The organism is Paenibacillus vandeheii, from assembly GCF_030433635.1.
Taxonomy (GTDB): Bacteria; Bacillota; Bacilli; order Paenibacillales; family Paenibacillaceae; genus Paenibacillus; species Paenibacillus vandeheii.
In genome coordinates this window covers 314581-340385 of the sequence record NZ_JAROCD010000007.1, presented here as the reverse complement: position 1 = coordinate 340385, position 25805 = coordinate 314581, and the positions used below count along the sequence as shown (strand labels likewise).

Here is a 25805-nt window from a genome sequence, read left to right as displayed (position 1 = left end):
CGTTACGATCACGGTCATTCACGCTGTTGTTGCGTTCAGATTGAGTCATTGTTTCACTCTCTCCTTCAGCTTTCGCGTTCAGACCCAGATCCAGCGCCCCACGGCTTTCGCTCGTGTAACTGCTGCTATCGTTACGATCACGGTCATTCACGCTGTTGTTGCGTTCAGTTTGAGCCATTGTTGCACTCTCACCTTCGGCTTTCACGTTCAGACCCAAATCCAGTGCTCCGCGGCTTTCGCTCGTGTAACTGCTGCTATCATTACGATCACGGTCATTCACGCTGTTGTTGCGTTCAGATTGAGTCATTGTTTCACTCTCTCCTTCAGCTTTCGCGTTCAGACCCAGATCCAGCGCTCCACGGCTTTCGCTGGCATAGCTAGTGCTGTCGTTACGATCACGGTCCTTCACGCTGTTGCTGCGTTCAGTTTGAGTCATCGTTGCACTCTCACCTTCAGCTTTCACGTTCAGACCCAAATCCAGCGCGCCACGACTTTCGCTCGCATAGCTGCTGTTCACGTTCCGAGTATCGCCGCCTCGTGAATAGTCGTTCATCGTTGTACCTTCTCCCGAAACATTGGTATGGAGGCCAAGGCCCAGGTTACCAGAACTGCTGCGTTCAGCAGCATAGTCGGAAGAATGATCATTGTAACGGCTTGTGTTCTCAGAGGATAGGGCGGCATTCAAACCGAGATCCAGATTCAATGCTCCAGATGCACTGGACGAACCACCATAGATGCCATTGTTGCCGTAACCTGCGTCACGGTGTCCTGACAGAAGAGATCCCAACTCCAGACGCAAACCTGCATTCAGATCCAGATTTCCGCTGCTGTTATTGCTATAGCTATCCGCGTAAGTGGCTTGCGAAGCTCCCAGCAATCCAGCGACCAACGTACCCGACAACACCGACAATTTTACCCAACGATTCACTTTTTTCATGATTATATACACTCCTTCTCCCCTGTCAGCGGAGTGACAAGTGTAATATTCATTAGTTCAATTTATATAGACGAAAAATGATTAAATTTAAATTGCTAAAAATGCAAATCTTGTGACATATCGCATGTTTTTCACACAAACAGACGCTTACAATAAAAACATGGCGACCCTCTGAATCGTCAAATGTCAGTTCATTATCAGCTTCAAACTAATCTGAAAAGGCGGGATCAGCATGCTGGAATTACAGGAAATCGGAACCGAACGTTCTCTTCATCTGTACCGCACCTTGGCCCAGACATTTAAGAGCGTGAATGAACACGCTGTATCCGGAAGCAAAGTGCATGGCTTCAATCCCACTGCTTACGGGGTGCTCGAAGTGTTATATATGAAAGGTGCACAGCCCATTCAACAAGTCGGCGCACAGCTTCTGCTGCAAAGCGGAAATGTCACTTATGTCATTGACAAGCTGGAGCAAAAGGGACTTTTACATCGCAAACACTGTCCGCAGGACAGACGCATTATTTTCGTGGAATTAACCGAGGAAGGCCAACGTACGATGGATGACATCTATCCAGGCTACGCACACAAAATAGATCGTGCTGTCAGTGGCCTTAGCGAGGATGATAAAATATTGCTCTCTGAGCTGTTGGAAAGGCTTGCACACGGTGCGGATCGTTTATCTGCAAACGGCTAAGACCAGAACCATATCACCTGTTCCACTTCAAATAACCGGTTTGCCTATAGAGGCAGTACCGGTTGTTCGTAGTTGTTCATCTAAGGTACCGAATCCACATCAACAACGTGAGGGCAGCGACGACCAATCCACCTGCAATCAGCAAATCGACAATATAACTGGACAGACCTGAGCGGCTGTGACCCTCAATCTCCCTTTGATTCTCTTCGTACTTGCGTTTGGCTTCATCTTCATTGGACGAATTCAGATTATTGGGAAACATCATCCGTGCCTCCATTCAGCATGAGTTGGCTATTTATCAATGATGCTATCTGATCTGTTCTTATCACGGCTCCTGCATAATAACCCGCTCAGCCCTAGTTGCCACAACAGAAAGACAAAGGTCATTATAACGATGTACTGATAATGACCTGTATACTCAAAGGCATCCAACTTGAATACAAAGATCGAGAACAACACTCCACTCCCCACTCCAAGGAGCAAATACGTTAAAATTGCAAATATCACTTGGTTACAAGTCCATTCATTCTTCGGGAAGCAAGCACATTATCCGCAAATAACGATAAAGGCAGAATCAGAAACAGAAGAATAGCCGAGCTGATAAGAATGCTTATGATCAATGTATACCAGAAGGGATAGTAATATGTATGTTCCGCTCGTTCCGCCAAGGGAACATATTCCATGATCCCAACAATCAGAGAAATTGAAGTGCTGGTCAATATGGCTGCCAGACATTTGATTGGGAAAGGTACTACCCAGATCGATCTGGTCCATTGATTTGTCATTTCAACCTGCCTCCCATTTATTGCAAACTCCCTTTTAGAAAATAATAAACCAAAAAAGGCAGCCGTGGAACAGCTGCCTTGATTCTTTTCACGTCACTGCCCGGAAGCTTGGACTTTTGGCGGAGCATCTGCATCTTCGGGAACGATTAGTCGTTTGCGCAAGGCCAGTGTCGTCACCCATGAGATAATGGCAATGACAAACATGATAACAAACAACGAATGCAGACTTCCTTCCAGCACGTTACGCAAAAGTGACCATTTTTCATCCGACAGGGCAGCTTCCGTATGCGGAGCAAGCAGTTGATTCAGGTCCCCATCCGAAATCCCCGCCTCCGCCAGATGCTGCTCGCTCGACAACGTTGATATTCGATAGTTCAACCAAGTGCCGAAGGCTGCTGCACCAATGGTTTGTCCTAGCGTACGCATGAAGGTATGTAACGCCGTGGACGATCCACGCTCTTTATATCCAACCGAAGACTGCGAAATAATCGTGAATATCGTAAAAGCAAATCCGAAGCCAAGTCCGTATATAAAGGTCAAAATAAACAGTACAGACTGGGGCGACGTTCCGCCGACCAGGAAGAGTCCTCCTGAGCCAATGGCGATCCCGGTTAATCCAATCACCGCCGTTAAGCGTGAACCAATCTTCATTAACAGACGGCCCGCAAGAACGCTGCCGATCAGCCAGCCGACTGACATTGGGGCAAGCAACAATCCCGATTCAGTCGCATTACCGCCCCGAACCCCCTGCACCCAAAGTGGCAAATAACTGGTTAGGCCAATCATCAGGGTACTGGTCAACAGTCCGGCGATATTCGCCACCCGGATGTCCCGAATACGGAACAGATGGAGGGGTACCATCGGGGCCTGGGCTCTTTTTTCCACCACAAAAAATAAAATAATAAACAAAATAGCCACAATGCTCAATCCCACAATAACAGGAGAATTCCAGGCGTAATACTGCCCACCCGCCGACAATACAAAGAGCAATGCTGTGATACCGACGGTAAAGGTCAACGCACCAACATAATCAATTTTCGCGGTACGCGGAGACATTTCTTCCTTCAAATAACGAAACACAAACCACATCGCCAGCAGTCCGAACGGCAAGTTGAACCCAAAGATCCACTGCCAGCCCAGATTATCTACAAAATAACCGCCCAGCAGCGGTCCCGCCAGAGAGGATATACCCCATACGGAGCTGATCCAGCCCTGTATTTTGCCTCGTTCTTCAATACGGTAGATGTCACCAATAATCGTAAACGTAACAGGCACAACCGCACCTGCACCAATCCCTTGAATCGCACGAAAAATAATTAACTGCTCCATGTTCTGCGAGAGGCAGCACAGGAGTGAACCTAGTAAAAATAAGGCACAGCCAATCAGGAATACCGGCTTACGCCCGTATATATCACTGATTTTGCCAAAAATCGGCGTACTCACGGCCATCGTGAGCAAATAAGCAGTGAAAATCCAGCTTAACAGCTGTACACTTCCCAGTTCACTGACAATGGTTGGCCCTGCCGGTCCAATTACGGTACCTTCAATGGCCGACAAAAAAGTCGCCAACAACAACCCCGCCAGGATGAAACTGCGGTTCAAACCTCCGGTTGTATTCACACAAACCCTTCTCTCTTCAATTCTCTATATAATTGAAACATTGATTTACACAGCCCGCTACGAACCAGAACAACCTTTCAATCGCTGTTATCCCCAGATTTTTCCATCCCCCTTCAAAGGGGAAATCCGGTGATAAATGCGAACGCTACGCTTCTCCAGCTTTGTTCTGCCCCTTCGTTATTGTGTAAATTTCAATGTAAAAAAATTACATATTGCTTTCTTTTATTTATCTCTCTTACGCAAAAACTCATCGTACAACAGGGAATACATCACCATGTCCTTATATCCGGTAGACGTATGCTGCACCTGACGCAGCAGGCCCTCCCGCGTGAACCCCCGGTTGGTCAGGAACTCTCCGGAAGCGAGATTACGCGGATCTACCAGCGCTTCGATCCGATTGAGACCCATCGTTTCATATCCGAAGGGCAGCAACACCGAGAATGCCTCCGTCATGTAACCGTGACGCCAGTGTTCACGCCCCAACTCATATCCAATTTCTCCCCGGAAGGCGCCTTCAAGCTGCCAGGTGTTATATCCACAACTTCCGATGAGCCGACCCGTTTCCTTCAGTTCGATGCCCCAGCGAATCGCCTCCTCTTCTCCTGCCATTTGGTTCAGCAGCCCAATCATATCTGCGGCCTCGCTTGTCCCAATCATGGGTGCCAGGTTCATATAACGGGTCACATCCCGGTCGGACCAGCAAGCGAACATCTGGGCCGCATCTCGGCGACGCATTTTGCGTAAACGCAGCCGCCCTGTCTCTAATTCGGGAATTCTCCCTTTGCATTTATACATGTAAAGACACTCCGATCCGATCCATCTACACAGACCATAAGATTCAATAGCCATCTAACCATAACCTGCACCGAATGGCAACTGTTCAATCATCTTAATCATGTCAAAAAACCGGGCGCTTCCGCTCCCGGTCTTGTTGTAGTATGGATTAACTCAAGTTTGCATGAAATTCCGGGAGACTTTGTCCGAATGTAGATTCAGGCTGTAGACGTCTTCTTGCCTGTCGCCAGCAATTCCTCACTAACCCGGCCGAGTACGGCTGTAATTTCCTTAAACTCCTCAATGCCAGTCCCGGTCAGACTCCATTGATCTCCATGGGCGGTCAGGAAGTTCTCCTGCGTCAGGTGCTCAAGCTCCTGCTTGATCTCCCGCTCTCCAACGCGGTATCCCCGTTCTTCCAATAGAGGCAATGCGTCGCTAATGGTTAAATCCTGATTTTGGGCCAAATATAAAAGATGAATTCGTACAAAAAGATTCTGTACCTCTGCATGCATAAGCCAAGCTCCTTCCCGGGTTGTAGCCCGCCGTGGTTGCTATGTAATTACCCCACGCAGGAAGATGAGAAACAGGAGGAATATGCAGGCATGACCTGCCTTTTCCGAAATCCTCCGCTTGACTAACCGCATGCTCTGCACTATCTTGAAAATAAGTACCATTTTTGCTCGGGAGGGTGATTCATCATGTTTCAAGCTGTTTCTTATGAAGGAACACGAAGCGAGCAGCAAACCGCCGTCCTGGGACAGTTAAGCGCTCTGATCCGCGATGAACCTAGCGCCATTGCCAATCTGGCAAACGCTGCGGCGCTGCTCAATGTATTTATGACCGATACCAATTGGGTCGGATTCTATCTGTATGATGGAAAAGAACTTGTACTCGGTCCATTCCAGGGACTGCCTGCCTGCATCCGTATTCCACTGGGACGTGGTGTATGCGGCACTTCTGCTGCGGAACGACGTACAATGGTTGTTGAAGATGTGCATGCCTTTCCAGGCCATATCGCCTGTGATGCCGCTTCGAACAGTGAGATCGTTGTGCCGATAATCAAAAACGGCGAATTGTACGGGGTGCTCGACATCGATAGCCCGCTCAAGAACCGTTTTGACGATGAAGACCGCGTCTTTCTGGAAAAGGCGGTAAGCCTGATTACAGAGCAGCTGGAATTATCCTGACTGCCCGAAGTACAGTCATTAAGCCGATGGAGTATTCAGCGGCCATACAATGATGTGCAATAACAAAGAGCGCACTCCTCCCTCGAGGATCTGCGCTCTTTGTTATGATTATTTTCTTCACACCCATGTTCTGCTCGCCCATGATATTTTATGCAATTAGGATATATCCTGTTCCGCCTTAATCATCATCCCGTCTCGTAAAAACTCAGCCAACTTCGGATGGTAGCCATCATACATCTGGCGAAAATTTTTGTGCTCAACATACAGATTGCCCAGATCCCGATAGATTTCGGCCGTGGGTGTGTAATAACCCTTGATCCACTCGAGATGTCTGCCGATAATCTGTTGCACTTCCAGGCTTCCTGGTTCCAATCCATCCTCAATCGCCTGCTGCAAATCCAAATGTATCCGATCAATCTTCGCCTGTGAATCGAGGTAATCTTCCTTAGACTTCATCTCCTGGCCTTGAGGCGTTGTGGATGGCTCCGAGGAATTGACGTCGTGCTTCGAACTAGCCTTTGTCTGCTTGTGTTCGTCATAATCATTCTTTGCGTCATGGTCAGAGGTCGTTCCATCCAAAAGCGGGTGACGCCCCTTATTCAAAAAGCCAGCGTACAGTTCAACCTCATCCAGTTCCTGCTCTCCTCGTAAATAGGAGATCGTTTTGTCCAGTGTCTGTATCATTCCGTGCAGATGAAGCGCCTTCTCCAGCATCTCGATCCGATGCTGCTGCATGATACGAATCATATCCCGGGGAGTATCCCTGAGCATGGGGCCGATTTCGTTCTCCTCCATGCCTACTTCTTTACAAAATAGAATCTGCTGTAATCTCAGCAACTCCGGCTTCTCATAATAGATATCCTCATCCTGACCTACGAAGGCAGGATTCAGCAGACCTGTCTCTGCGTACTGTCCCAATTCACTCAGACTTACACCGGACATCCCGGATACATCAACCATGGAATATGCCATTTGAATATACCTCCTGTCTGGCCTGTAACTTCTAGGTTCAGGCTTGTTTATACTGCATTTCATTTAAATTTAAGTGAGAGATTATAAAACTTTCAACAATTCTGTACCCTTGTAATCCGTTCATTTCTCTGGATGGATACACAACGCTTCAGTGATATGAACAGATGTAATTGGTAGATTTGCGGTATGATAAGTATTTATACCCTTCTCATCAGATGTGAACCCGGGGTCAGTGAAGAAAGGCTATGTATTTTTTTACGTTAAGGACTGATTGTAGAAAAGTAAAAAATCCTGCACCCGCTAACTTGGGCACAGGATCACCTTGTTCTATTTCATCTCGAATATCCGCTCGTCTTATAGGTCGATCTTAATTCTTGTTAAACATAACAAACTTCAATTCCGTCATTTCCTCCACGGCATATTTGACACCTTCACGTCCCATCCCGCTCTGCTTCACACCGCCATAAGGCATATGGTCCACACGGAATGTGGGAATATCATTAATCATTACGCCGCCAGCTTCGATATGGTCCGCAGCATGCAATGCAGTATGAATATCATTGGTGAATACACCCGCCTGAAGGCCATAGATGGAATCATTTACATGCTCAATGCCATCTTCAACCGAATCCACCACATTAATGACGACGATCGGGGCAAATACCTCCTGACAAGATACCTTGGCATCCCGAGGAACGTTAACCAGCACCGTTGGACGCAGTACGCCTCCCTCGGCCTCACCGCCTGCTGCAACCTCAGCGCCTGCCTGCTTCGCTTCATCAATCCAATCCAGCGTACGCTGTACATCTTTGGATGTGATGAGCGCAGAGACGACCGTATCCGGATTCAGCGGGTCTCCGACCACGACTTGTTTCGCTGCTTCAGCAAAACGCCGAATGAACTCATCCGCAATCTCGCTGTGCACATAAATCCGCTGCAATGAGATACATACCTGACCTTGGTAAGTAAAAGCTCCGGTCACACATCTCGGTACGACGTTGTCCAAATTGGCATCCCGATCTATAATGACGGCTGCATTGGACCCTAGCTCCAATGTTACCCGCTTCAGTCCGGCTTTGCTGCGAATGCTTGTGCCTACAGCGGGGCTGCCTGTAAATGTAATATGAGCCACGTCAGGATGCTCTATAAGCACATCACCAATCGTTTTGCCATCCCCACTCACCACGTTCAACGCCCCATCAGGTAATCCGGCTTCCTGAAGCAAGCTGGCGATATAATAGGCGGACAGCGGCGTCTGTTCCGCAGGCTTCAGCACAATTGTGTTGCCTGCCGCCAGTGCTGGACCAACCTTGTGAGCCACCAGGTTCATCGGAAAATTAAATGGCGTAATGGCTCCAATAACGCCCAAGGGCTGCCGCATTGTGTATCCTATTCGCCCTTCTCCACCTTTGGCTGCGTCCATGGGAACGGTCTCCCCCGTAAGGCGCTTGGCTTCCTCCGCAGCGAAACGATACGTTTCCACCGTACGATCAACCTCGGCGAGCGCCGCAGTGATTGGCTTCGCTGCCTCCTGCGCAATAATACGTGCTGCTTCTTCCTTCCGTTCTTCCAGCAGGGCTGACAGCTTATAAAGGATGTCTGCACGCTGATGGGCAGGCATTCTGCGCATCTCTTTACGAGCCTGAACTGCGGCGCCAATCGCTGCTTCAACTTCCTCTGCTGACGCCGAGGATACTTCTGCCAGTGTTTCTCCAGAGTACGGAGCCTGAAGTGCTATATAGTCTACTGATTCGGTGGGCTTGCCCCCGATGAACAGATGTTGTTTTTTCATTGCTGCATCCTCCATTCATGATTTCCGCAGAGTTTCCCCATACCTATTAATACACCACTTTAGCATCATCAACACAAGTCCTACCTTTACAAGTCTTACCTCTTACCTCTACTTGACAGTCATGACCGGACAGCCTGCATGTTTCAAGACGCCGTGGCTGACACTGCCCACCACAATCTCAGCGAGCATGTTTTTTCCGGCCGTTCCCATCACAATGAGATCACAGTCTCTATCCTTCGCTGCACGGCAGATCTCATTCACAGGATCACCAGCAATCAGCAATGTTTCATATTGAACAGAACGACCGGATAACAAGTCATTCACGGGTTGTATGATATGCTGCCCTTCTTCTGCGATCCGCGCTTCCAGATCCACGCCGAGTGCCGGCTCATTCAGCGAAACCGAGGGATTGATATGAACAATAATCAAGGTAGGCGGTTGTTTCATACTCTCTGCCAGAACAACAGCTTGCTCCAAAGCCTTGTGTGCGTGCTCCGACCCATCGACCGCAACGAGTATTCGTTTTAACATTTTCCATTCCTCCTGTTCATTAGTGGTGCGTAATAGCAGCATCGATATCGCGCAGATGTCTGCGGCGTACCAGAAGCACAACGACCCCGATCAGAACCATCAATGCGCCAAAATAAAACGGGGTCTCCGGCAGGAACCACTCGGACAATTTACCAGCAAGCCATGGTGCCAGTGCACCGCCAAGGAACCGGACGAAGCTGTAGGCAGCCGATGCCACAGAACGTTCCACGGGCGCAGCTTCCATGACTGCCGTGGTAATTAACGTATTGTTGATCCCGAGGAAGATCCCGGCGACGATAACGGCCACAATAACGGTTGTGGATGATCCCATCACTGTACCTACTGCCATCACCAGCAAATCTATGGCGAACAGGGTCAGCATAACGCTCATGGAAGGAACGGAGCCGAATCGACGTTGCAGTCTTGGTGCTACGAATACAGACGTAATCGCCAGCATCAGACCCCAACCGAAGAATACATAACCGAGTCCGTGCTCATCCAGGTTCATGACATAAGGTGAATAAGCCATCAGGGTAAAGAAACCAAAGTTATACAGGAAAGCTGTGATTGCCAATGTTTTCAGTGAAGGATAACCCAAAGCCTTGAACGGATCGGACAAGGAGCTGCGTGTTTTGGGTTTGGCCATCTTAGGCAGCATAAACGTAATACTGATAAAAGCAATCGCCATCAGAACAGCTACCCCATAGAACGGGCCACGCCACGAGATGGAACCCAGTTCACCACCGAGCAATGGACCAACGGCAATCCCCAGACCAAGAGCTGCTTCGTACAAAATAATTGCTTTGGCTGTCCCCGACGTGGACAGTCCCACAATAGCGGATAATGCGGTTGCGATGAACAAGGCATTCCCCAGTCCCCAACCGCCACGGTAACCGACCAGTGCACCTACGGTATCAGAGGTTCCGCCCAGGAAAGAGAAAACAATGATTAGCAAAATCCCGCTGAGCAGTGTCCACTTCACACCAATCCGGCTGGATACAACACCCGTAATCAGCATGGCAACCCCGGTAACCGCGTTATAACTTGTAAACAACAGAGATACCTGACTTTTGGAAGCATGCAATTGATCTGCGATCGCAGGCAATATCGGGTCAACCAGTCCCAGACCCATAAAGGAGATAATACAGGCAAAGGCTACCGCCCATACCGCTCTAGGTTGGGACAGCAAACCTCCACGTGATGACGGCAATTCGTCAGGTAATGAGGGTTCTCTTTTCATACGTGATTCCTCCTGATTCAAGATTAATTAATATTGTGAACCATGTTTTGAAAAGCAATGAAATTCTCATCTTTATTTTCAGAAATAAAGAAACAAAACGGCACAAATGACACCGGATCTCCCGGTGCTTGTTGTGGAATACGGATTGAACATTTTGCATCATTTGGTTCAAATCAAATGCTCAGTTATGTGTCATTCTGCTGCCCTTCCAACCGTCGTATGCCGTTCTGAACCCGTTCACGCAATTCCTCCAGTTCCTCCTGCACGGCATGAATGCTCTGAAGTTTCTGCTCAATGAGTTGCAGTTGGTCATCCAGCGTCGTTTCTATCTTGGCGAGCTTCTCAATCCGCTCTCTCACCTCAGTGGTCTGCTGGTAGTCAAAACGCTGCTCGTTCAGCGCATCCGCCGTTGCCACATAGGTATGCAGCTCCTGAAGGGAGAAACCCAGCACTTCCTTCGCACGAACCACCTTTTTCAGATACTCTATATCTTCCCGGGTATATAACCGTGTACCACCATCCGTCCGCTGAGGCGAAGGCATAACCCCAATCTCTTCGTAATACCGAATGGTACGCTTGGTCAAACCACATTCCTTGGCTACGTCATCAATTTTATATAAACTCATTTCCTTCACCTCACTTTCATTATATGTCTATAATGTTATGTACATAATTATATATACTATTAACGTTAACGTCAACGTAAGATTTCCAACTCGAATATGTAGTATGTCTCAAACATGGACGGATTATCTCTATAAATACATTACAATATGTTGTTAAATGCAGTTCCTGTTGTCCTCTGTCTCTATAAGATGCAAAAAAAGATCCGCTCTCGCGGATCTTTCGTTCAGGCCCTATTCACATCATGCGTCTAGGCGCCTTGTTTCTTCTGCCCCTGCTGCTGGACACGCTGCATTTCCTTCAAGCGGCCTTCCACCTTGCTAAACAGTCGAATCGTATAAAATACAACAGCGAACAGACTCAGAACCAGTGCCTGTACATCGGTAAACCAGAAACCGAGAATACCAAACACCGTGATAATGACACCAAACTGCATCATCAGATTGGCGCTATACCGTTGTGCTTCTTCCCACAATTCCGGGTTACTCATCGCACGCGGGGTACGGTAACCATATATGCCATTAATTCTTTTAGGCGGTTTTTTGTAAACCATTAACCCCAGTACGAAATAACATACGCCACATATCAAACCAACAATTGCTCCTGCCACAATGTCCTCCCCTAACTCCATTAAAAATACACCACAGATATTAAAACAAAAAAAACGGCTCTACGTATATACGAAGAGCCGTCTGGATCGTTTCGTAAATCTTAAATGTCCTTCACCCGCAGTACACGCATGGCGTTCAGGACAGCCAGCACGGTCACCCCTACATCAGAGAATACCGCTTCCCACATGGTGGCAATTCCGAACACACCCAGCAGCAGGAAGATCGCTTTGACACCCAAAGCAAAACCGATATTTTGCCACACAATGGTTCGAGTCCGTTTCGCAATCCGGATTGCACTTGCCAGTCTGGATGGCTCATCCGTCATGATGACCACATCTGCCGCTTCAATAGCAGCATCCGAACCGAGTCCCCCCATCGCTACACCTACATCGGCGCGTGCCAGCACAGGCGTATCATTAATGCCATCACCGACAAATACCATTTTCTCTTTCGGTGATTTGGCAGCTTCAAGGCGTTCCAGCTGTTCCACTTTATGCTGCGGCAACAGCTCAGCGTATACTTCATCGACACCCAGCTCACGCCCCACAGCTTCACCAACAGCCTTGGCATCCCCTGTGAGCATCACTGTTTTGCGGATGCCGAGCTTCTTGAGTGCCTGTATGGCTGCCGCTGCATCATCCTTCACCTCATCGGCAATGATCAGGTGACCGACATACGAACCCGATTCGGCAACGTGCACCACCGTGCCCACAGTTTGCGGAGTCGTGTAGGAGATGCCTGCCTGCTCCATCCATTTGGCGTTACCAGCAAGCACTTCCCGTCCATCTACACCAACCTTGATGCCATGTCCGGCAACCTCATCATAATCTTCCACACCCTGGGTGCGAATATCTTTTGCCCAAGCTGTGCGAATGGATTCTGCAATTGGATGGTTTGAATGGGCTTCGGCAATGGCAGCAAGCTCCATCAATTCATCTTCCGTACGCCCAGCTTCTGGGCGAATAGCTGTTACTTTGAAAACACCTTTGGTTAGTGTGCCCGTTTTATCAAAAACAACGACTTTGACATCATTCAATGCTTCAAGGTAGTTACTTCCTTTGATGAGTATGCCGTTACGTGAAGCGGCTCCGATGCCGCCGAAAAAACCAAGCGGAATGGAAACAACCAGCGCGCACGGGCAAGAGATTACGAGGAACACCAGTGCACGATAGATCCAATCTGTGAATGTTGCACCACTAAGCACAAGCGGCGGAACGAGCGCAATCAACGCTGCAAGAATGACAACAACAGGCGTATAATAACGGGCGAATTTGCTAATAAAATGTTCCGTTTTGGCTTTGCGGCTGCTCGCATTCTGCACCAAGTCCAGGATTTTGGATACCGTGGATTCCCCAAAGGTCTTCGTTACCTCAATGGTCAGCATCCCGTTCTTGTTCACGAACCCACTCAGTACATCACTGCCAGGTTCCAGTTCACGAGGCACGGATTCACCTGTCAGAGCAGACGTATCTACCATGGAACGACCTGCCTTGACGATCCCGTCCAGAGGTACCCGCTCACCCGCTTTGACTACGATGCGATCACCAATGCGCACTTCATCAGGAGAAACCCGCTTGGTCTCTGCTCCCGCACCGATCAGCATATTGGCATAGTCCGGGCGAATATCCATAAGCGACTGGATCGACTTCCTTGATCGATTAACTGCCATTCCCTGAAACAGCTCACCGAGCTGATAGAAGAGCATCACCGCAACACCTTCGGGGTATTGACCAATGGCAAAAGCACCAATGGTGGCAACGGACATGAGGAAGTATTCATCGAATACCTGACCGCGAATAATATTTTTGAACGCCTGGAGAACGATATCTCCCCCTGCGATCAGATAAGCGACAACATAAAGTGCAAGCTGCGCCCATCCTTCCAGCGGAGACCAGAGCGCGGCTGCCACCAGAATGGAACCTGCCGCCAGGCGTGCCAGCAGCACCTTCGTCTGCCCAGCCCCATGTTCATGTGAGTGTCCGGCGTGCGCGTCATGGTCGTGACTGTCTGCATGATTGTGATCGTGCCCGGCATGACTTCCATGATCATGCGCTTGCTCTTGAATGCCGTGATGATGGCCGTGGTCATGTGCATGATCATGCGCTCCATGTTGATGGTCATGATCATGGGCATGGCCATCATGATCGTGCCCACTCGAAGCATGTTCATGCCCGTGGGCCTCACTACCTGCATGTGCGTGCACATTGCCGTTAGAATGCTTTAATAAATCGGCAGCAGCACGACTGCGTTGTGACGGTTTGCCTTTTTCCGATATACGAATATGCGGCTCCAACCGAAGGACCTTGCGCTTCGCTTCTTCCACCACCTGCTCATCCATATCGGATGTGGTGTGCATGGACAAGGTTTTGGTTACAAAATTGACCGAGCAATCGGAAATACCTTTAATTTTTTTGACGCCATTCTCAATCTTCAATGCGCAGTTGGCGCAATCCAATCCATCCAGCAGCAGTTCCCTTTTCACCTGTTCCTGTCCGGTTCCCATGTGAACTCTCCCCTTTGCAGTACGTAAAACAAATTATCCGTAATTTTTTCGATGTTACAACCAATATATGAGCAATCATTCATATGTCTTGTTAACCCTATTATATGCACGCTCAAACATGAGTGTCAACAATTCCTGTTGATTTTTCATACAGAATATGCTAATAGTAATCATTTCGCTTTAGACGTTTTTTGGATATAATAGGTTTATCGAAGAACAACACTTAATCAAGGTTGAGTTCATATAGGTGGTGATAGGAAATGGAACAACCGGTTAAAGCTCCTGCCGAATGCGACGCGGCCTGCTCTGGAACAGAGGCTGACGTGCAGACCCTTCGTGCTTCTCTCATGGATCGCGAGACCTCTTCCGAGATGGCGGATTGGTTCAAGGCTTTCAGCGACCCGACACGACTTCGTATTATTGATGCGCTGTTGCAGAAGGAATTATGTGTGCATGATCTGACGGTGCTGCTCGATATGGGACAGTCGGCCATTTCGCACCAGCTGCGGTCACTTCGCAACATGCGGATTGTCAAGCGGCGCAAAGAAGGCAAGACCGTGTATTATTCTCTGGATGATGCACACATTGAGCAGATCTTCCTGCAGACGCTCCAGCATATTAAACATGGCTAGGCATTAGCCTGCCTGTTCAACCAACAGAACCCCCGCCTGTCGGCTATTAGCCGATGGACGGGGGTTCTGTTGTATAAGGGCACCGTTTTGGCAGAAAAAGAAGTGTATTCTCGGGGTTCAGCTTAGGCTTGCCCACTCCGGTTACAATAAATTGTTATTGTTCGGATCATACAGGCCGGATCGTTCCTTGAACCAGTTGAAGATATGCGACACACATACTTTCAGCACCGCGTATCCCGGAACGGCCAGCAGAATGCCCACCACACCGAACAGATTGCCTGAAGTCAGAATGACAAAGATAATCGTGATCGGGTGAATCTTGAGCGTTTTGCCCATAATCTGAGGTGAGATGAATTTACCCTCAATTAATTGCACAATGGTCCACACGGCTACCATCTTCAGCAGCATCACCGGGGAAGTGACCAGAGCTACGATCAACGCAGGCGTAATCGCGATTGCAGGTCCCAGGTACGGAACGACACTTGTGAACGATGCGATAATCGCAAGAATCAGCGCATAGTCCAGACCAATAATCATATAACCAATGTAGAGCAGAATACCGATGCAGAAGCTGACGATAATCTGTCCGCGAATGAACGAACTGATCTGGTGATTGATATCTTCCAGCACATGCATAGCACCCGTACGGCTCTTGATTGGCAGGAATGACAGAATTTTCGCTGGAAGCTTCTTGCCGTCTTTCAGCAGATAGAACAGGATAAACGGAACCGTTACTATGGACAGCACCGTCTCGGTGAACGCTCCAAGGAATCCGCCCAATCGGGTCCAGGTCGAGTTCAGAATCTCAGTGGCTTTCTGGGAAATCGTGCCCCACCAGTCTTGGGAGTTCAGGTTCACCGCTTCCTGGAATTGGCTGAACAGCTGGCTGCCCGTAAGTTCCTCAAACTGATGCTTTACCGTCTCACTATACGTTGGGAAATTTTCGATCAGCCCCGTAATCTGGTTACGCACGACCGGAATGACTGCCAGTACAACGACTGTCAGGATACCTCCGATAGCGAGATACAAGATTAGAATGGACCATCCTCGCTTGATCTTCCACTTTTCCATGACATCCACAATCGGATTCAGCAGGTAATAGAGAATACCCGACAGAATAATTGGCAGCACAATCGTCTTGATCAGCACCGCAAGCGGGTGCAGAACAAAGGATACTTTGGTCAGAACCATCACGTTCAGTCCTACCAGCAGCAGAATTAACAGAAAAAGGACAAACTTGTTATTCAGAAAAAATCGCTTAAACCGATCCGGCCAAATGCGGGGTTGCTCAGGTTGCTCCATAGGCGTGTCTTCCTCTCTTATGTATCCTTTATCAAAGCATAAGCTGTAAACCAGCATGTTTCTTTACTGCACATAAAGTAGCTTGTACAAGCCAACATATGTATAACACATTGAGTTTATACGTACGGCGCTGTTTAACCGTTTCAAATTAGAGCGGTAAGATCATTTTACCCTAAAAAGATCCTTATGCCCCATAGGTCAAGTTGGGTTATCCTGTATATCTTTATAGACTCTCTTCTATTTTTCAAGTAACTTCTATTCTGCAAGGGCGATCGAGATAATTGATAGTATACTTGAATCATAATATCTCCACTCTCTATATGAGTTGATATGAATTACTTGAAGGCCTTCCAGTAACCGAGGTTCTTCTTTATGGTTCTGCTAGATGGAAATCCCGTATCGTTTCTTGCCTTCAGCTTACCTTCCCGATAAATATCATACTGAATCACTGTAAAATCCGAACCGAAGTGGTTTGCAGCTTCCCTTAATGCATCAACACAATTTTTAGGTGAATATAATCGGTTATTCATCTTATTGATTTCATGTACTGGCGCTCTTTGCTCCTTCCTTTCTATTAATTGTTCTCTCGGCTCGTTCGTTACACTCTTTGGGGTTTTTGCTAATATGCGTAAAACAAATGTATTTAGACTTGCCTTACCTTTCAAGAAATCCATAACATGAACATTGGTTTGTGATTTACCACTTTATCTGCCGATGATTAAGCTATATATTAGCTCATTGCTTGTGCCTACTAACTGAGTGAGATGTTCTGATAATTCTATTGAGTTGTCGTGAAGTAATTTTGCAGTTGATAGATGATCTATTATTACATCAACAGTATTCATAATTCCCATCCTTCGCATTGATCTTGATCTTTACAAAAAAAAGCACCTCGCACAGACAGAAAAAAATTCTAATTGTATGAGGTGCTTCCTCGCTTAATTTTGTATGTAATTTTGTACTATCATTGTATGAAAATCACGGGCAAGTGTAAAATCGTCAACTCTTGTTTGTACGACCTGTTATCCCCATGAAAAAATCCCCTCCAGCAGACAACATGTAAGTCCATCTTAAAAGATGTCTCTTTTTCGTTGTATACCATAAGGGGTGTTACCATAACTCAAGCTCTTTTTGATTGATTCGTAAAAACAAAGGCGAAGGCGATTTTTTAGAAGGACTAGCAATGTTAAGCAGAAGAGTAATGTACTTTTTATTCAAGATTAATGTCATTATTTTGACTGCGGCATTCCGAAATTGGCTTGGCTAAACTCTAATGTTTTTAAGTGTTTTCAACAAATCTCTACAATTTAAATAATAGCAATAAACAAACTATCCAAATATTCAAGGTGAAACCAAGGCTTATTATAACTCGATGCGATGTTTTAGTTTTTGTTTTTCGATTTTCATCTGTTAATAATTTTAATAACAAGTAGATACTAATGAATGTTAATACTGGAACAACTGTAAAAATAAAATAAGCCATAATATCAATCATTTATCACAACTCACTCTCTAGTGAAATCAGGTATAGTCTTGACTATATCATACCTAATACCTGATATTTAAGATCACATATCTTTGTGATACCAGTTTAGTGTTCGAGCGTCTGCATTGGATTCAGATACTCCAGCTGTTGTACTAAAAGTAACTGCTGGCGTTTTGGCAACATTCACTTCTCAAGTCAAATTCCACTCTTTATGAAAATACTTAGCTTCAAATGCAGTTACTTCTAATCTTCCTGATTTATCATGCTCTCTATACAGTTGGAAACCCGACCAACCCTTATGGCGATTGACTATATATCTGGCTGTTCCATAACAATGTAAACATTTTCATGAATTATGGTACTTAATGAGGTTTTAAGTGCATGTACCTAATGTTTAGATGCACATCTAATCGGAAATCGATGTCCTTGGCTCGGGACAAACTTGTACCGATAACATAAAAAAGCCGCTAAATTAGCGACTTCAATGGGACTATGTCCTTGTCCTCCGACAATAGGTCTCCTTTGAAAAATATCCCTACCAAAAAACGGCTCGTCTCCAAAAAGAGACAAACCGTTCATATGTCAGCTGCATCCGCATCTATGATTACGTTGGATGTTGCGCTTTAGCTTTTACTTATACTTTTACTTACGTTTATGCTTTTCCCGCCAGTTGAGCGATCAGCTCATACGAGTGTAAGCGTGCCTGATGATCATAGATCATCGACGTAATAATCAGCTCATCCGCTTGGGTCTGAGCGATGAAAGATTCCAGTTGACCGCGCACGGTCTCCGGAGAACCGTTCACAGCTGCTTTCAGCGTCTGCTCTACACCGGCTTTCTCACGATCCGTCCATTTGCCTTCCATATCGGCTGGTGGCTGCACCAATCCTGTTGTGCCACGAATAATGTTCAGGAACTGCTGCTGCATTGTCGTACCGAGCCATACTGCTTCTTCGTCAGTATCCGCAACGACAGCATTTACACCCACAATAACATGGGGTTCCTTCAAGTGATCGGATGGCTGGAAACTGCTCCGATACGTTTCAAGTGCAATCCGGGTGTAATCCGGTGAGAAATGGCTGGCAAAAGCAAACGGCAATCCCAGCTGTCCTGCCAGACGAGCACTGAAATCACTGGAGCCGAGCAGGTAAATCGGGATATTCAAGCCTTCACCGGGTACAGCGCGAACGGGTGCATGATACGATGTAGCAGAAGCATCAAAGTATGCTCTAAGCTCAGCCAGCAATTCTGGGAAATCTTCACCACTGTTGAGGTCTTTACGCAGGGCTAATGATGTGCGACGGTCACTTCCCGGTGCACGGCCCAGTCCAAGATCAATACGGCCTGGATACAGAGACTCCAGTGTACCAAATTGCTCGGCAATCACAAGCGGCGCATGGTTAGGCAGCATGATTCCACCTGAACCGAGACGAATGGTCTTCGTTCCTCCCGCGAGGTAACCAATCACAACCGAAGTGGCTGAAGAAGCGATGCCTGGCATGTTGTGATGCTCCGCTACCCAGTAACGGTGATATCCCCAACGCTCCGCGTGCTGAGCGAGATCCAGACTGTTGCGAAGCGCATCCGCAGGTGTGGCCCCTACAACAACAGGCGCCAGATCCAGAATGGACAATTTAACGTCGTTAATATGTTTTTTATGGGATGCAGCTGTGTTTTCGGTAGACATGATATATAGTCTCCTCTGTAGTTATATTTTTATTTTTGTATATCCAGATATATAGATGTAAAAGCGTGAAAAAATGATGTTCGGAGCTACTCCTCAAGCCGTTTACATCCGGACGGAATACCCGCTTGCACCTGCATTCTTGCTTCCGTCTCGGCGTCCGGCTTATAGCTCGTGCTGTACGTACTCGGCAAATTGACGAATGGTTTCTTCGTTGCGGCGATAATACGTCCACTGTCCTCTGCGCTCGGAGATCAGTAACCCGGCTTTGAGCATGGTCAGCAGATAGCTGGATATGACGGATTGAGCCAGTCCGGCCTTCACCTGAATCGTACCAACACATATGCCGCTCTTTCCTGCATCCGGATGCTGAGATAGCTCCATCGGTGGAAAGTGCTGCTCTGGGTTCTTGAGCCACAACAGAATCTGTCGACGTGTCTCGTTGGATAATGCTTTGAATATGAGTATAGGTTCCATGGGTAGATTATACCGCCTTTCTTTCATTTTGCAAACCAAACAGACCGATTCGACGAACGAACCGGCCTGCCATTAAATTCATGGGTATGCGTTTAGAATAGATTGGTAAGCCGCTGCCTCCAAATAACCGATACTGCTGAAGACAAGTGATCTACCGCTCCAATGCCTACAAAATCAAAGATACCCACACTCGGAAGTCATTTTTATGCCGGCAGTCATGCCGATTTGTTCGTAATCTTAATCAATCCACTGAGTGATTTTTTCCAAAGGCTGACGGGATTTCTCGCGTGGCGGGTCTTCCGCACGATAACCAAAGGCTGCCATAACGGAAACATCCCATAGTCCATCCTCCAGCAGACCTTCTTCTTCCAGAATCGAATGTACGCCCTCATAGTTAAACCCTTCAATCGGGCAAGAATCGATACCAATCAACGCTGCCGCCGTCATCATATTGCCAAGAGCAATGTAGATCTGTTTGGACGCCCAGTCCAATATAGTACGGGGGTTCTCCAGAATCCGTTGGTTATTTTGAAATTTGCCATAAGCTTCACGAGTCAACTCAAATACGTCATCCGGCATGCCCTTGATTTCTTTCAGCATGTATTCCGCGTATGGCGAGTTGTAACTCGCATCGGATCGCGCCAAAATAACAATAAAATGGCTTGCCGCCGCCAATTGTTTCTGTGCCCCGGAAGAGACTTCGGACAGACGCTTGCGCAAGTCCGGGTTCTGCACAATCAGAAATTTCCATGGTTCCAATCCGATCGAGCTTGGCGACAATCTTCCCGTTTCCAGAATATACTCAAAATCTTCTGCCGGAATGAGACGTGAAGCATCAAACTGTTTGGTTGCATGGCGAAAATGGTAAGCGTTCAAGACCGTTTCTTTTGTAATGGCTTTTGCCGAAGATTCCATATGATCTGCACATCCTTTTCTTGTTTATGTTCATGGTTTAAAACTGAATGCCTGAGTATTATTTTAGATTCTATAATCAAAATATAAAAGTACGCACAATGTTGTTTCTTAGTTCATAAAAGTAACTATAACTATCTAACAAGGTTTTTCTATGGTCAAGTGCATGCCCTGTTGTAACCAAAAACAAGTCGCCATGGATCTGCTGCTCCCCAAGGCGACTTATCTGTGGTTCATGTCAGCGATGATGATGATTACAGCTGCTGCATAAACTCATTTTCCGAGATGACCGTAAACCCCTCTTGCCGCAGCAAAGCAGAAGTAACCCCTTCGCCCACAACCTTGTGGTTGGCAAAGTTGCCATCGTAGATCATCTGTGTGCCGCAGGAAGGACTGAATTCTTTGAGTACTACACAGGAGACATTCAGTTTCTGCGCCCATTCAAGTGTCTGATAGGCTCCTTTAATGTATAGATCTGTTACGTCGTTGCCACTCTTCTCAATCACCTTGGCTGTACCTGACAGGACATCCTTGCCCGTACCGCCGATAATTTCAGCCGGCTCCCGCGGGGTGGAAAATCCGCCAAGCAGCTCCGGGCAGACCATCTTCGCCTGTTCCTGCTCTACAAGCTCCTGAATCTTTGCATCCAGACTCGCTGTTCCGTTGTAACGGCAGGCTACGCCAGCAAGACATGAACTCACCAAATATTTCATCGTTATGCTCCTTATGCTCGATCCATCTATTCAATTGATTGTACCATATGGGTCAGGCCTAGAGGTCAATTCTTGTAATCATTGTAATCCGTGCATCGTCTTCATATCGAACCTTAAAAGTATTGTAAATCTTTGTCTCTGCTGAACGAAATGTGACCATTCCAGGCGTATTTGGATCTCTTTCAAGTTTATAATGATCAAGGTCGATATTGAACATTTGTTTGATTACTGGTGCTGCGTTCTGCCTGATTACACTTTCCTTCATGTTACGTAACTTCTCAAAGTAAAGCTCATACTCTTCCCCAGTTTCAAGGTCTGGAATCCCCCTCTGGAAATCCATTACAGTATAGCCGTTGCTAAATCTCCCACCAATTCTACTTACTAAATACCGATCTCCAAAATATAGGTCCGTTATATCTTCAAGCTTCTTGCCATTTTGTTTAAAAATTATATCTTTCAAATCAGGTGCGGGCTCACCAGACAAGGCTTCAATCGACATTCTGGCTTCTGTTATTAATTCTTGTGATACAGTATCAGAACTCACACTACCAGAAACGCATACTGCTTCATCCCTCGTCCATTCGATACTGCCACTGCCCCTACTATTCTCCAAAAACAATGTGGTGAACCATACCGGTTTTTCCTGACCCTGCTTCATTTTTACATAACGTCTGGCTGAGATCGGTTTTAGCGTAGGGTCACTTTTTATCCCTTCAAGCAGTGACGGAATTTGACGGAAATACCGATGCTCAAGCTCATTAGCAGCCATCTCTCGTCCCATTTTCACCTCACGCAGATTGCCTGTTGCCGCATCAAGCCAGATCAACGCGTATTCTGCATCTCCTTCTTTTCCAGCCTCGACGGAGACTCTTCCGGAGACAGGCAGGTCCTTCACTTTGGTTATAAGTAGTTGTTTGCCAAGGTAGTCTCGCATCGTGACGGCTACATTTTTTTTCATCTTGTCTGTGAGCAGGTTCATGCCAGCATCATCCGTATATTGCAGCGCTGCTGTGGGATATACTTGTTCAATGATCGGCTCCACAATCTGTCCGTTCCAAAGAATGACCGCCGCTGCCACGGCTGCAATCGTCGTGCACGCTATAATGGCTTTGCGAGAGCGAAGACTGCGTCTACGCTGATTCGGCCGAACGTGTTGCACGGCAGGCTTACCCCCAGCATCACTCATTTTCTGTGCTGATCCCGATTTAAGCCAGGCTACCTGGCGAAGTACGTTCTGCTTATGCTCTTCGGTAAAAGGAGACGCCGCAAACGGCTCCTGTCTGACTACTTTTTCCCATTCGTCATCGATATGTTTCATTCGCTTCGCTCCTCCCACTGTTTCCGTACTTTGGCCTTCGCTCTGGACAGTCGCGATTTGACCGTTCCCGCGCTGATGCCCAGCATTTCCGCAATTTCCCCCGTCGTAAGCTCATACTTCAGATGCAGCAAAAGCAATTCCCGGAATTTGTTCGGCAGAGCCATGATGATGTCCCAGATTTCATGAACATGCTCCCTGCTGATCGCCTCGGCTTCGGCAGAAGGGTGAACAAATTTTTCGTGCTTCATCTCGCCTTGGCTCGCATTAACCTGTTCCGTGTGGATTGGCAGTGTCTCTCCCCATAAACTGCTGCGAAAAAATCTGGATTTTCGGTATGTAAATGTCGTGTTCCTAGTAATGGTCAGCAGCCATGTCTTCAATGAGCATTCTCCGCGAAAATGGGCGATCCCGGAATATGCCCGGATAAACACCTCCTGTGACAATTCATCCGCCTGCTCGGTACTTTTAGTCAGAAAGTACGCGTAGTTCCATACGTCGTTCCCGTACTCATCCATCATGCTGCTAAGCGTGTAATTGTCGATCGACTGAGCATGTTCCAGATATTGATAGTCCAACTGATGTTCACCTCACTTAATAAGACTGCGTCCATTCGGGTTTGGTTCCCAAACGGTTTATTTCTTCCCCCTCTCCTGCAAAATAAAATAAACCAGCAAGGTCCACATGTGCTGAACGCGCTGGTCTATCTATGATAAAGCTATTTCTCTTCTTTCTTCCTAATCTCGTAGCCACTTATGCCTTAACCGCAGCAATCATGAGAAACATCGGTCGACGACTTTCGTCTCGCATACCGGGAACCTGCTCAATCATCTCCGGGGATGGCTTGGACTCGGCAACCTGTTGAATGACAAACCCGGCCTGAATCAATTCATTCAGATGAGTCGCTACTGTCCGGTGGTATTTGACCACGTCCTGGTTCAAAAAGTTCGCTACCCGCTGCCCTTCCTCATGATAATGATCCACAGGCCAATGCAGTATCTCACCCTGAGGTCCATAATGCCAGTCCTGCTCCGCCCGCGCCGTGAAGATGGGATGTTCCGCAGACAGGACAAACGTGCCTCCTTGGACAAGACATGTATTGATTTTGGCGTATACCTGATCCAGACGCTCGATATAATGCAAAGCCAGTGAACTGATCACCACATCAAATTGTCCGGGTGCAAAATCAATATCCTCAATCGCCATCCGCTGGTACTCGATATGAGGGTCATCCGTCATCTCGCGGGCACGCTGCAACATATTTTCAGACAAATCCACGCCAACCACAGAACGTGCCTCTTGCTCACGTGCATATCGACAGTGCCAACCGAAGCCGCACCCCAGATCCAGTACGTTCTTGCCCTTTAATTCAGGCAGCATCGTTTGCAATTCATGCCACTCGCCAGCAGCCTCCAATCCTTCAGTCGATCGGGCCATCTGACTGTAATTGCCGAAAAATTCGGCTTCATCATATTTGTTTTGCTTCATCAACAAATCCCCTCCCGTGTCATAAAAGACGATCCTCTAACTCTACCATATAAACGATCATCTTTTGAAAAAGTTGCCAACCAAATTCATGGCATGTTATTATACAGAACGAACGTTCAGTATATTAACGGAGGTTCTCATGAACACAAATTGGACGCACCCACTGGAAAGGCAATCTGTAGGTAAGGCTTTTGTAAGCTACCTCGTGCCTTCCGTACTGGGAATGCTGGTTATCGCTTTTAATTTTATTATCGACGGCATTATGGTTGGACACAAACTGGGATCTACAGCGCTGGCCGGGATCGGGATTGCTTCCCCTGTTTACACGCTTTTTGTAGCCATGTCGCTATGGATTGGTATGGGCGGGGCGACCTTATATTCAACCTATATGGGCAAAAAGGATCTCACAACAGCGAAGCAGATTTTCACCAAATCCATTACTATTATTTTGCTGATTACGATGGTCATTGGATATACGGCCTATACATTCAAAGACAAGCTGGTCTACGCCCTTGGTGCCAATACCGAAACATTCCCGTTTGCTGCGGACTATATGAATATCATTTTGTTGTTCGGTTTTGTCTTCACCATTGAGAACGCACTGACTATTTTTGTTCGTAACGATGGAAATCCCAATACATCCATGTATGCTCAGATCACGTTTGCTGTAGCCAATATTGTGCTCAATTATGTAACGTTATACGTGCTGGAATGGGGCGTGCGGGGCGTCGCGATTGGTACAATTGTATCGGCATCTCTGGCGCTTCTTGTCCTGCTGACTCACTTTTTCAAAAAAACGAATAATCTCAAATTTACCCGCTTCAAATGGAATACCAAACTGCTGGCTTCCATTGTGCTCATTGGGTTCCCCAGCTTTCTGGCTGAACTGGGCATGTCCGTCTTCTCCATCGCTCACAACATCTCACTGGACCGGATTGCGGGCACGGATGGTGTGGCATCCTTTACAGTCTTAAACTATATTCATGGCGTTGTACTCCTGGCTTTTCTCGGTCTGGCGTCCGCTGCCCAACCTCTGGTCAGTTATTATCACGGGGCCAAACAGATCGAACGGGAAAAACAGACCATTCGCTTAGCCTCCAGAACAGCTCTGGCGTGTGGGGTGCTGCTGTTACTCGTTGTACAATTGGGCGCACCTTATTTTGTGCAAATCTTCGGAAACTTCAGTACCAGCGTGACGGATAACGCCGTGTACGGTTTGCGAATATTTACTTTTGCATACTTGTTCATGGGTATTAACTTTGTCATGAGCACATACTTCCAATCTGTCGGGAATGCCAAAATGGCCATCTGGATTACAGCTGCACGTGAGATGATTATTATGGTGGTCTTGATTGTTATCCTCCCTTCATTCTTCGGAGTCACTGGCGTATGGCTTGCCGTTCCGCTATCCGAGATGCTGGTTCTGGTCACTATTGGGATGTACTATAGAAAACGATCCATCTCTGAACGGATAAACGGTTTAACGATTGAATAAAACATGTGAACAACCAAAAGACCTGCTT

25 protein-coding genes are annotated in these 25805 nt (G+C 47.2%); 4 read left to right on the top strand and 21 right to left on the bottom strand.

The annotated features are described in order from the left end of the window. Positions 1-1169 precede the first annotated feature (1169 nt). Positions 1170-1631 carry a MarR family winged helix-turn-helix transcriptional regulator gene (locus tag P5G61_RS16225; RefSeq protein ID WP_301247475.1) on the top strand — a complete coding sequence of 154 codons (462 nt, stop codon included), beginning with the start codon at positions 1170-1172 and terminating at the stop codon, positions 1629-1631. Positions 1632-1707: 76 nt separating this feature from the next. On the opposite strand, the gene P5G61_RS16220 is transcribed toward P5G61_RS16225, so the two are convergent. The 5 genes from P5G61_RS16220 to P5G61_RS16200 form a co-directional block, all read right to left on the bottom strand. After that, the gene (locus tag P5G61_RS16220; protein ID WP_301247474.1) at positions 1708-1893 is read right to left on the bottom strand and encodes a hypothetical protein; all 186 of its coding nucleotides are present in this window, start codon (positions 1891-1893) and stop codon (positions 1708-1710) included. 241 nt (positions 1894-2134) lie between these two features. Continuing rightward, on the bottom strand, positions 2135-2416 hold the full coding sequence (locus P5G61_RS16215; RefSeq protein WP_301247473.1) for a hypothetical protein: 282 nt from the start codon (positions 2414-2416) through the stop codon (positions 2135-2137). 93 nt (positions 2417-2509) lie between these two features. Beyond that, complete coding sequence (locus P5G61_RS16210) at positions 2510-4018, bottom strand: MDR family MFS transporter (protein WP_301247550.1); 1509 nt, start codon at positions 4016-4018, stop codon at positions 2510-2512. 240 nt (positions 4019-4258) lie between these two features. Continuing rightward, positions 4259-4831, bottom strand: coding sequence for a GNAT family N-acetyltransferase (locus P5G61_RS16205; RefSeq protein WP_301247472.1), 573 nt, complete (start codon positions 4829-4831; stop codon positions 4259-4261). A gap of 197 nt (positions 4832-5028) precedes the next feature. Continuing rightward, on the bottom strand, positions 5029-5325 hold the full coding sequence (locus P5G61_RS16200; protein WP_301247471.1) for a hypothetical protein: 297 nt from the start codon (positions 5323-5325) through the stop codon (positions 5029-5031). Between the two features lie 186 nt (positions 5326-5511). On the opposite strand from P5G61_RS16200, the gene P5G61_RS16195 reads away from it, so the two are divergent. Then, positions 5512-6000: a GAF domain-containing protein gene (locus P5G61_RS16195; RefSeq protein ID WP_064642430.1), complete on the top strand. Its 489-nt coding sequence runs from the start codon at positions 5512-5514 to the stop codon at positions 5998-6000. A 156-nt stretch (positions 6001-6156) separates the two neighbouring features. Here P5G61_RS16195 and P5G61_RS16190 read toward each other — a convergent pair whose 3' ends face one another. From P5G61_RS16190 to P5G61_RS16160, 7 genes are all read right to left on the bottom strand, one after another. Further along, positions 6157-6972: a MerR family transcriptional regulator gene (locus tag P5G61_RS16190; RefSeq protein WP_301247470.1), complete on the bottom strand. Its 816-nt coding sequence runs from the start codon at positions 6970-6972 to the stop codon at positions 6157-6159. Between the two features lie 367 nt (positions 6973-7339). After that, positions 7340-8764, bottom strand: coding sequence for an aldehyde dehydrogenase family protein (locus P5G61_RS16185; RefSeq protein ID WP_301247469.1), 1425 nt, complete (start codon positions 8762-8764; stop codon positions 7340-7342). Positions 8765-8872: 108 nt separating this feature from the next. Next, on the bottom strand, positions 8873-9295 hold the full coding sequence (locus tag P5G61_RS16180) for a universal stress protein (RefSeq protein WP_301247468.1): 423 nt from the start codon (positions 9293-9295) through the stop codon (positions 8873-8875). 19 nt (positions 9296-9314) lie between these two features. After that, the gene (locus P5G61_RS16175) at positions 9315-10535 is read right to left on the bottom strand and encodes an MFS transporter (protein ID WP_301247467.1); all 1221 of its coding nucleotides are present in this window, start codon (positions 10533-10535) and stop codon (positions 9315-9317) included. 185 nt (positions 10536-10720) lie between these two features. Continuing rightward, positions 10721-11161: a MerR family transcriptional regulator gene (locus P5G61_RS16170; protein WP_301247466.1), complete on the bottom strand. Its 441-nt coding sequence runs from the start codon at positions 11159-11161 to the stop codon at positions 10721-10723. A gap of 248 nt (positions 11162-11409) precedes the next feature. Further along, positions 11410-11769: an SdpI family protein gene (locus P5G61_RS16165; protein WP_301247465.1), complete on the bottom strand. Its 360-nt coding sequence runs from the start codon at positions 11767-11769 to the stop codon at positions 11410-11412. A gap of 101 nt (positions 11770-11870) precedes the next feature. Then, on the bottom strand, positions 11871-14273 hold the full coding sequence (locus P5G61_RS16160; protein ID WP_301247464.1) for a heavy metal translocating P-type ATPase: 2403 nt from the start codon (positions 14271-14273) through the stop codon (positions 11871-11873). 260 nt (positions 14274-14533) lie between these two features. Here P5G61_RS16160 and P5G61_RS16155 point away from each other — a divergent pair, with 260 nt between their 5' ends. Further along, complete coding sequence (locus P5G61_RS16155; RefSeq protein WP_024632971.1) at positions 14534-14905, top strand: ArsR/SmtB family transcription factor; 372 nt, start codon at positions 14534-14536, stop codon at positions 14903-14905. A gap of 141 nt (positions 14906-15046) precedes the next feature. Here P5G61_RS16155 and P5G61_RS16150 read toward each other — a convergent pair whose 3' ends face one another. The 9 genes from P5G61_RS16150 to P5G61_RS16110 all read right to left on the bottom strand — a co-directional run bounded on the left by P5G61_RS16150 (position 15047) and on the right by P5G61_RS16110 (position 24282). After that, the gene (locus tag P5G61_RS16150; protein ID WP_301247463.1) at positions 15047-16207 is read right to left on the bottom strand and encodes an AI-2E family transporter; all 1161 of its coding nucleotides are present in this window, start codon (positions 16205-16207) and stop codon (positions 15047-15049) included. A gap of 335 nt (positions 16208-16542) precedes the next feature. Further along, complete coding sequence (locus P5G61_RS16145) at positions 16543-16881, bottom strand: hypothetical protein (RefSeq protein WP_301247462.1); 339 nt, start codon at positions 16879-16881, stop codon at positions 16543-16545. A gap of 1464 nt (positions 16882-18345) precedes the next feature. Further along, positions 18346-19380: an LLM class flavin-dependent oxidoreductase gene (locus P5G61_RS16140; protein ID WP_301247461.1), complete on the bottom strand. Its 1035-nt coding sequence runs from the start codon at positions 19378-19380 to the stop codon at positions 18346-18348. A 162-nt stretch (positions 19381-19542) separates the two neighbouring features. After that, positions 19543-19854: an ArsR/SmtB family transcription factor gene (locus tag P5G61_RS16135; RefSeq protein ID WP_301247460.1), complete on the bottom strand. Its 312-nt coding sequence runs from the start codon at positions 19852-19854 to the stop codon at positions 19543-19545. A 237-nt stretch (positions 19855-20091) separates the two neighbouring features. Next, positions 20092-20769 (bottom strand): NAD(P)H-dependent oxidoreductase, encoded by a 678-nt coding sequence (locus P5G61_RS16130; protein ID WP_301247459.1) that lies wholly within the window; start codon positions 20767-20769, stop codon positions 20092-20094. Between the two features lie 251 nt (positions 20770-21020). Then, entirely contained in the window at positions 21021-21479 is a 459-nt protein-coding gene (locus P5G61_RS16125) for a 2-thiouracil desulfurase family protein (protein WP_301247458.1), read from the bottom strand. A 58-nt stretch (positions 21480-21537) separates the two neighbouring features. Beyond that, on the bottom strand, positions 21538-22797 hold the full coding sequence (locus P5G61_RS16120; protein ID WP_301247457.1) for a hypothetical protein: 1260 nt from the start codon (positions 22795-22797) through the stop codon (positions 21538-21540). Next, positions 22794-23372 carry an RNA polymerase sigma factor gene (locus P5G61_RS16115; protein ID WP_301247456.1) on the bottom strand — a complete coding sequence of 193 codons (579 nt, stop codon included), beginning with the start codon at positions 23370-23372 and terminating at the stop codon, positions 22794-22796. Before P5G61_RS16115 ends, P5G61_RS16120 begins: the two co-directional genes overlap by 4 nt. 175 nt (positions 23373-23547) lie before the next feature. Further along, the gene (locus tag P5G61_RS16110) at positions 23548-24282 is read right to left on the bottom strand and encodes a class I SAM-dependent methyltransferase (RefSeq protein WP_301247455.1); all 735 of its coding nucleotides are present in this window, start codon (positions 24280-24282) and stop codon (positions 23548-23550) included. A gap of 139 nt (positions 24283-24421) precedes the next feature. Here P5G61_RS16110 and P5G61_RS16105 point away from each other — a divergent pair, with 139 nt between their 5' ends. Beyond that, entirely contained in the window at positions 24422-25777 is a 1356-nt protein-coding gene (locus tag P5G61_RS16105; protein WP_301247454.1) for an MATE family efflux transporter, read from the top strand. Positions 25778-25805 lie beyond the last annotated feature (28 nt).

Bases quoted from the DNA above. Each gene is read 5' to 3' on its own strand.
- P5G61_RS16120 (WP_301247457.1), bottom strand. From the start codon at position 22,797: ATGAAACATATCGATGACGAATGGGAAAAAGTAGTCAGACAGGAGCCG.
- P5G61_RS16105 (WP_301247454.1), top strand. From the start codon at position 24,422: ATGAACACAAATTGGACGCACCCACTGGAAAGGCAATCTGTAGGTAAG.
- P5G61_RS16130 (WP_301247459.1), bottom strand. From the start codon at position 20,769: ATGGAATCTTCGGCAAAAGCCATTACAAAAGAAACGGTCTTGAACGCT.
- P5G61_RS16145 (WP_301247462.1), bottom strand. From the start codon at position 16,881: ATGGATTTCTTGAAAGGTAAGGCAAGTCTAAATACATTTGTTTTACGC.
- P5G61_RS16160 (WP_301247464.1), bottom strand. From the start codon at position 14,273: ATGGGAACCGGACAGGAACAGGTGAAAAGGGAACTGCTGCTGGATGGA.
- P5G61_RS16215 (WP_301247473.1), bottom strand. From the start codon at position 2,416: ATGACAAATCAATGGACCAGATCGATCTGGGTAGTACCTTTCCCAATC.
- P5G61_RS16195 (WP_064642430.1), top strand. From the start codon at position 5,512: ATGTTTCAAGCTGTTTCTTATGAAGGAACACGAAGCGAGCAGCAAACC.
- P5G61_RS16135 (WP_301247460.1), bottom strand. From the start codon at position 19,854: ATGGAACCTATACTCATATTCAAAGCATTATCCAACGAGACACGTCGA.
- P5G61_RS16185 (WP_301247469.1), bottom strand. From the start codon at position 8,764: ATGAAAAAACAACATCTGTTCATCGGGGGCAAGCCCACCGAATCAGTA.
- P5G61_RS16155 (WP_024632971.1), top strand. From the start codon at position 14,534: ATGGAACAACCGGTTAAAGCTCCTGCCGAATGCGACGCGGCCTGCTCT.
- P5G61_RS16125 (WP_301247458.1), bottom strand. From the start codon at position 21,479: ATGAAATATTTGGTGAGTTCATGTCTTGCTGGCGTAGCCTGCCGTTAC.
- P5G61_RS16205 (WP_301247472.1), bottom strand. From the start codon at position 4,831: ATGTATAAATGCAAAGGGAGAATTCCCGAATTAGAGACAGGGCGGCTG.
- P5G61_RS16110 (WP_301247455.1), bottom strand. From the start codon at position 24,282: ATGAAGCAAAACAAATATGATGAAGCCGAATTTTTCGGCAATTACAGT.
- P5G61_RS16150 (WP_301247463.1), bottom strand. From the start codon at position 16,207: ATGGAGCAACCTGAGCAACCCCGCATTTGGCCGGATCGGTTTAAGCGA.
- P5G61_RS16180 (WP_301247468.1), bottom strand. From the start codon at position 9,295: ATGTTAAAACGAATACTCGTTGCGGTCGATGGGTCGGAGCACGCACAC.
- P5G61_RS16175 (WP_301247467.1), bottom strand. From the start codon at position 10,535: ATGAAAAGAGAACCCTCATTACCTGACGAATTGCCGTCATCACGTGGA.
- P5G61_RS16225 (WP_301247475.1), top strand. From the start codon at position 1,170: ATGCTGGAATTACAGGAAATCGGAACCGAACGTTCTCTTCATCTGTAC.
- P5G61_RS16200 (WP_301247471.1), bottom strand. From the start codon at position 5,325: ATGCATGCAGAGGTACAGAATCTTTTTGTACGAATTCATCTTTTATAT.
- P5G61_RS16170 (WP_301247466.1), bottom strand. From the start codon at position 11,161: ATGAGTTTATATAAAATTGATGACGTAGCCAAGGAATGTGGTTTGACC.
- P5G61_RS16190 (WP_301247470.1), bottom strand. From the start codon at position 6,972: ATGGCATATTCCATGGTTGATGTATCCGGGATGTCCGGTGTAAGTCTG.
- P5G61_RS16140 (WP_301247461.1), bottom strand. From the start codon at position 19,380: ATGTCTACCGAAAACACAGCTGCATCCCATAAAAAACATATTAACGAC.
- P5G61_RS16220 (WP_301247474.1), bottom strand. From the start codon at position 1,893: ATGTTTCCCAATAATCTGAATTCGTCCAATGAAGATGAAGCCAAACGC.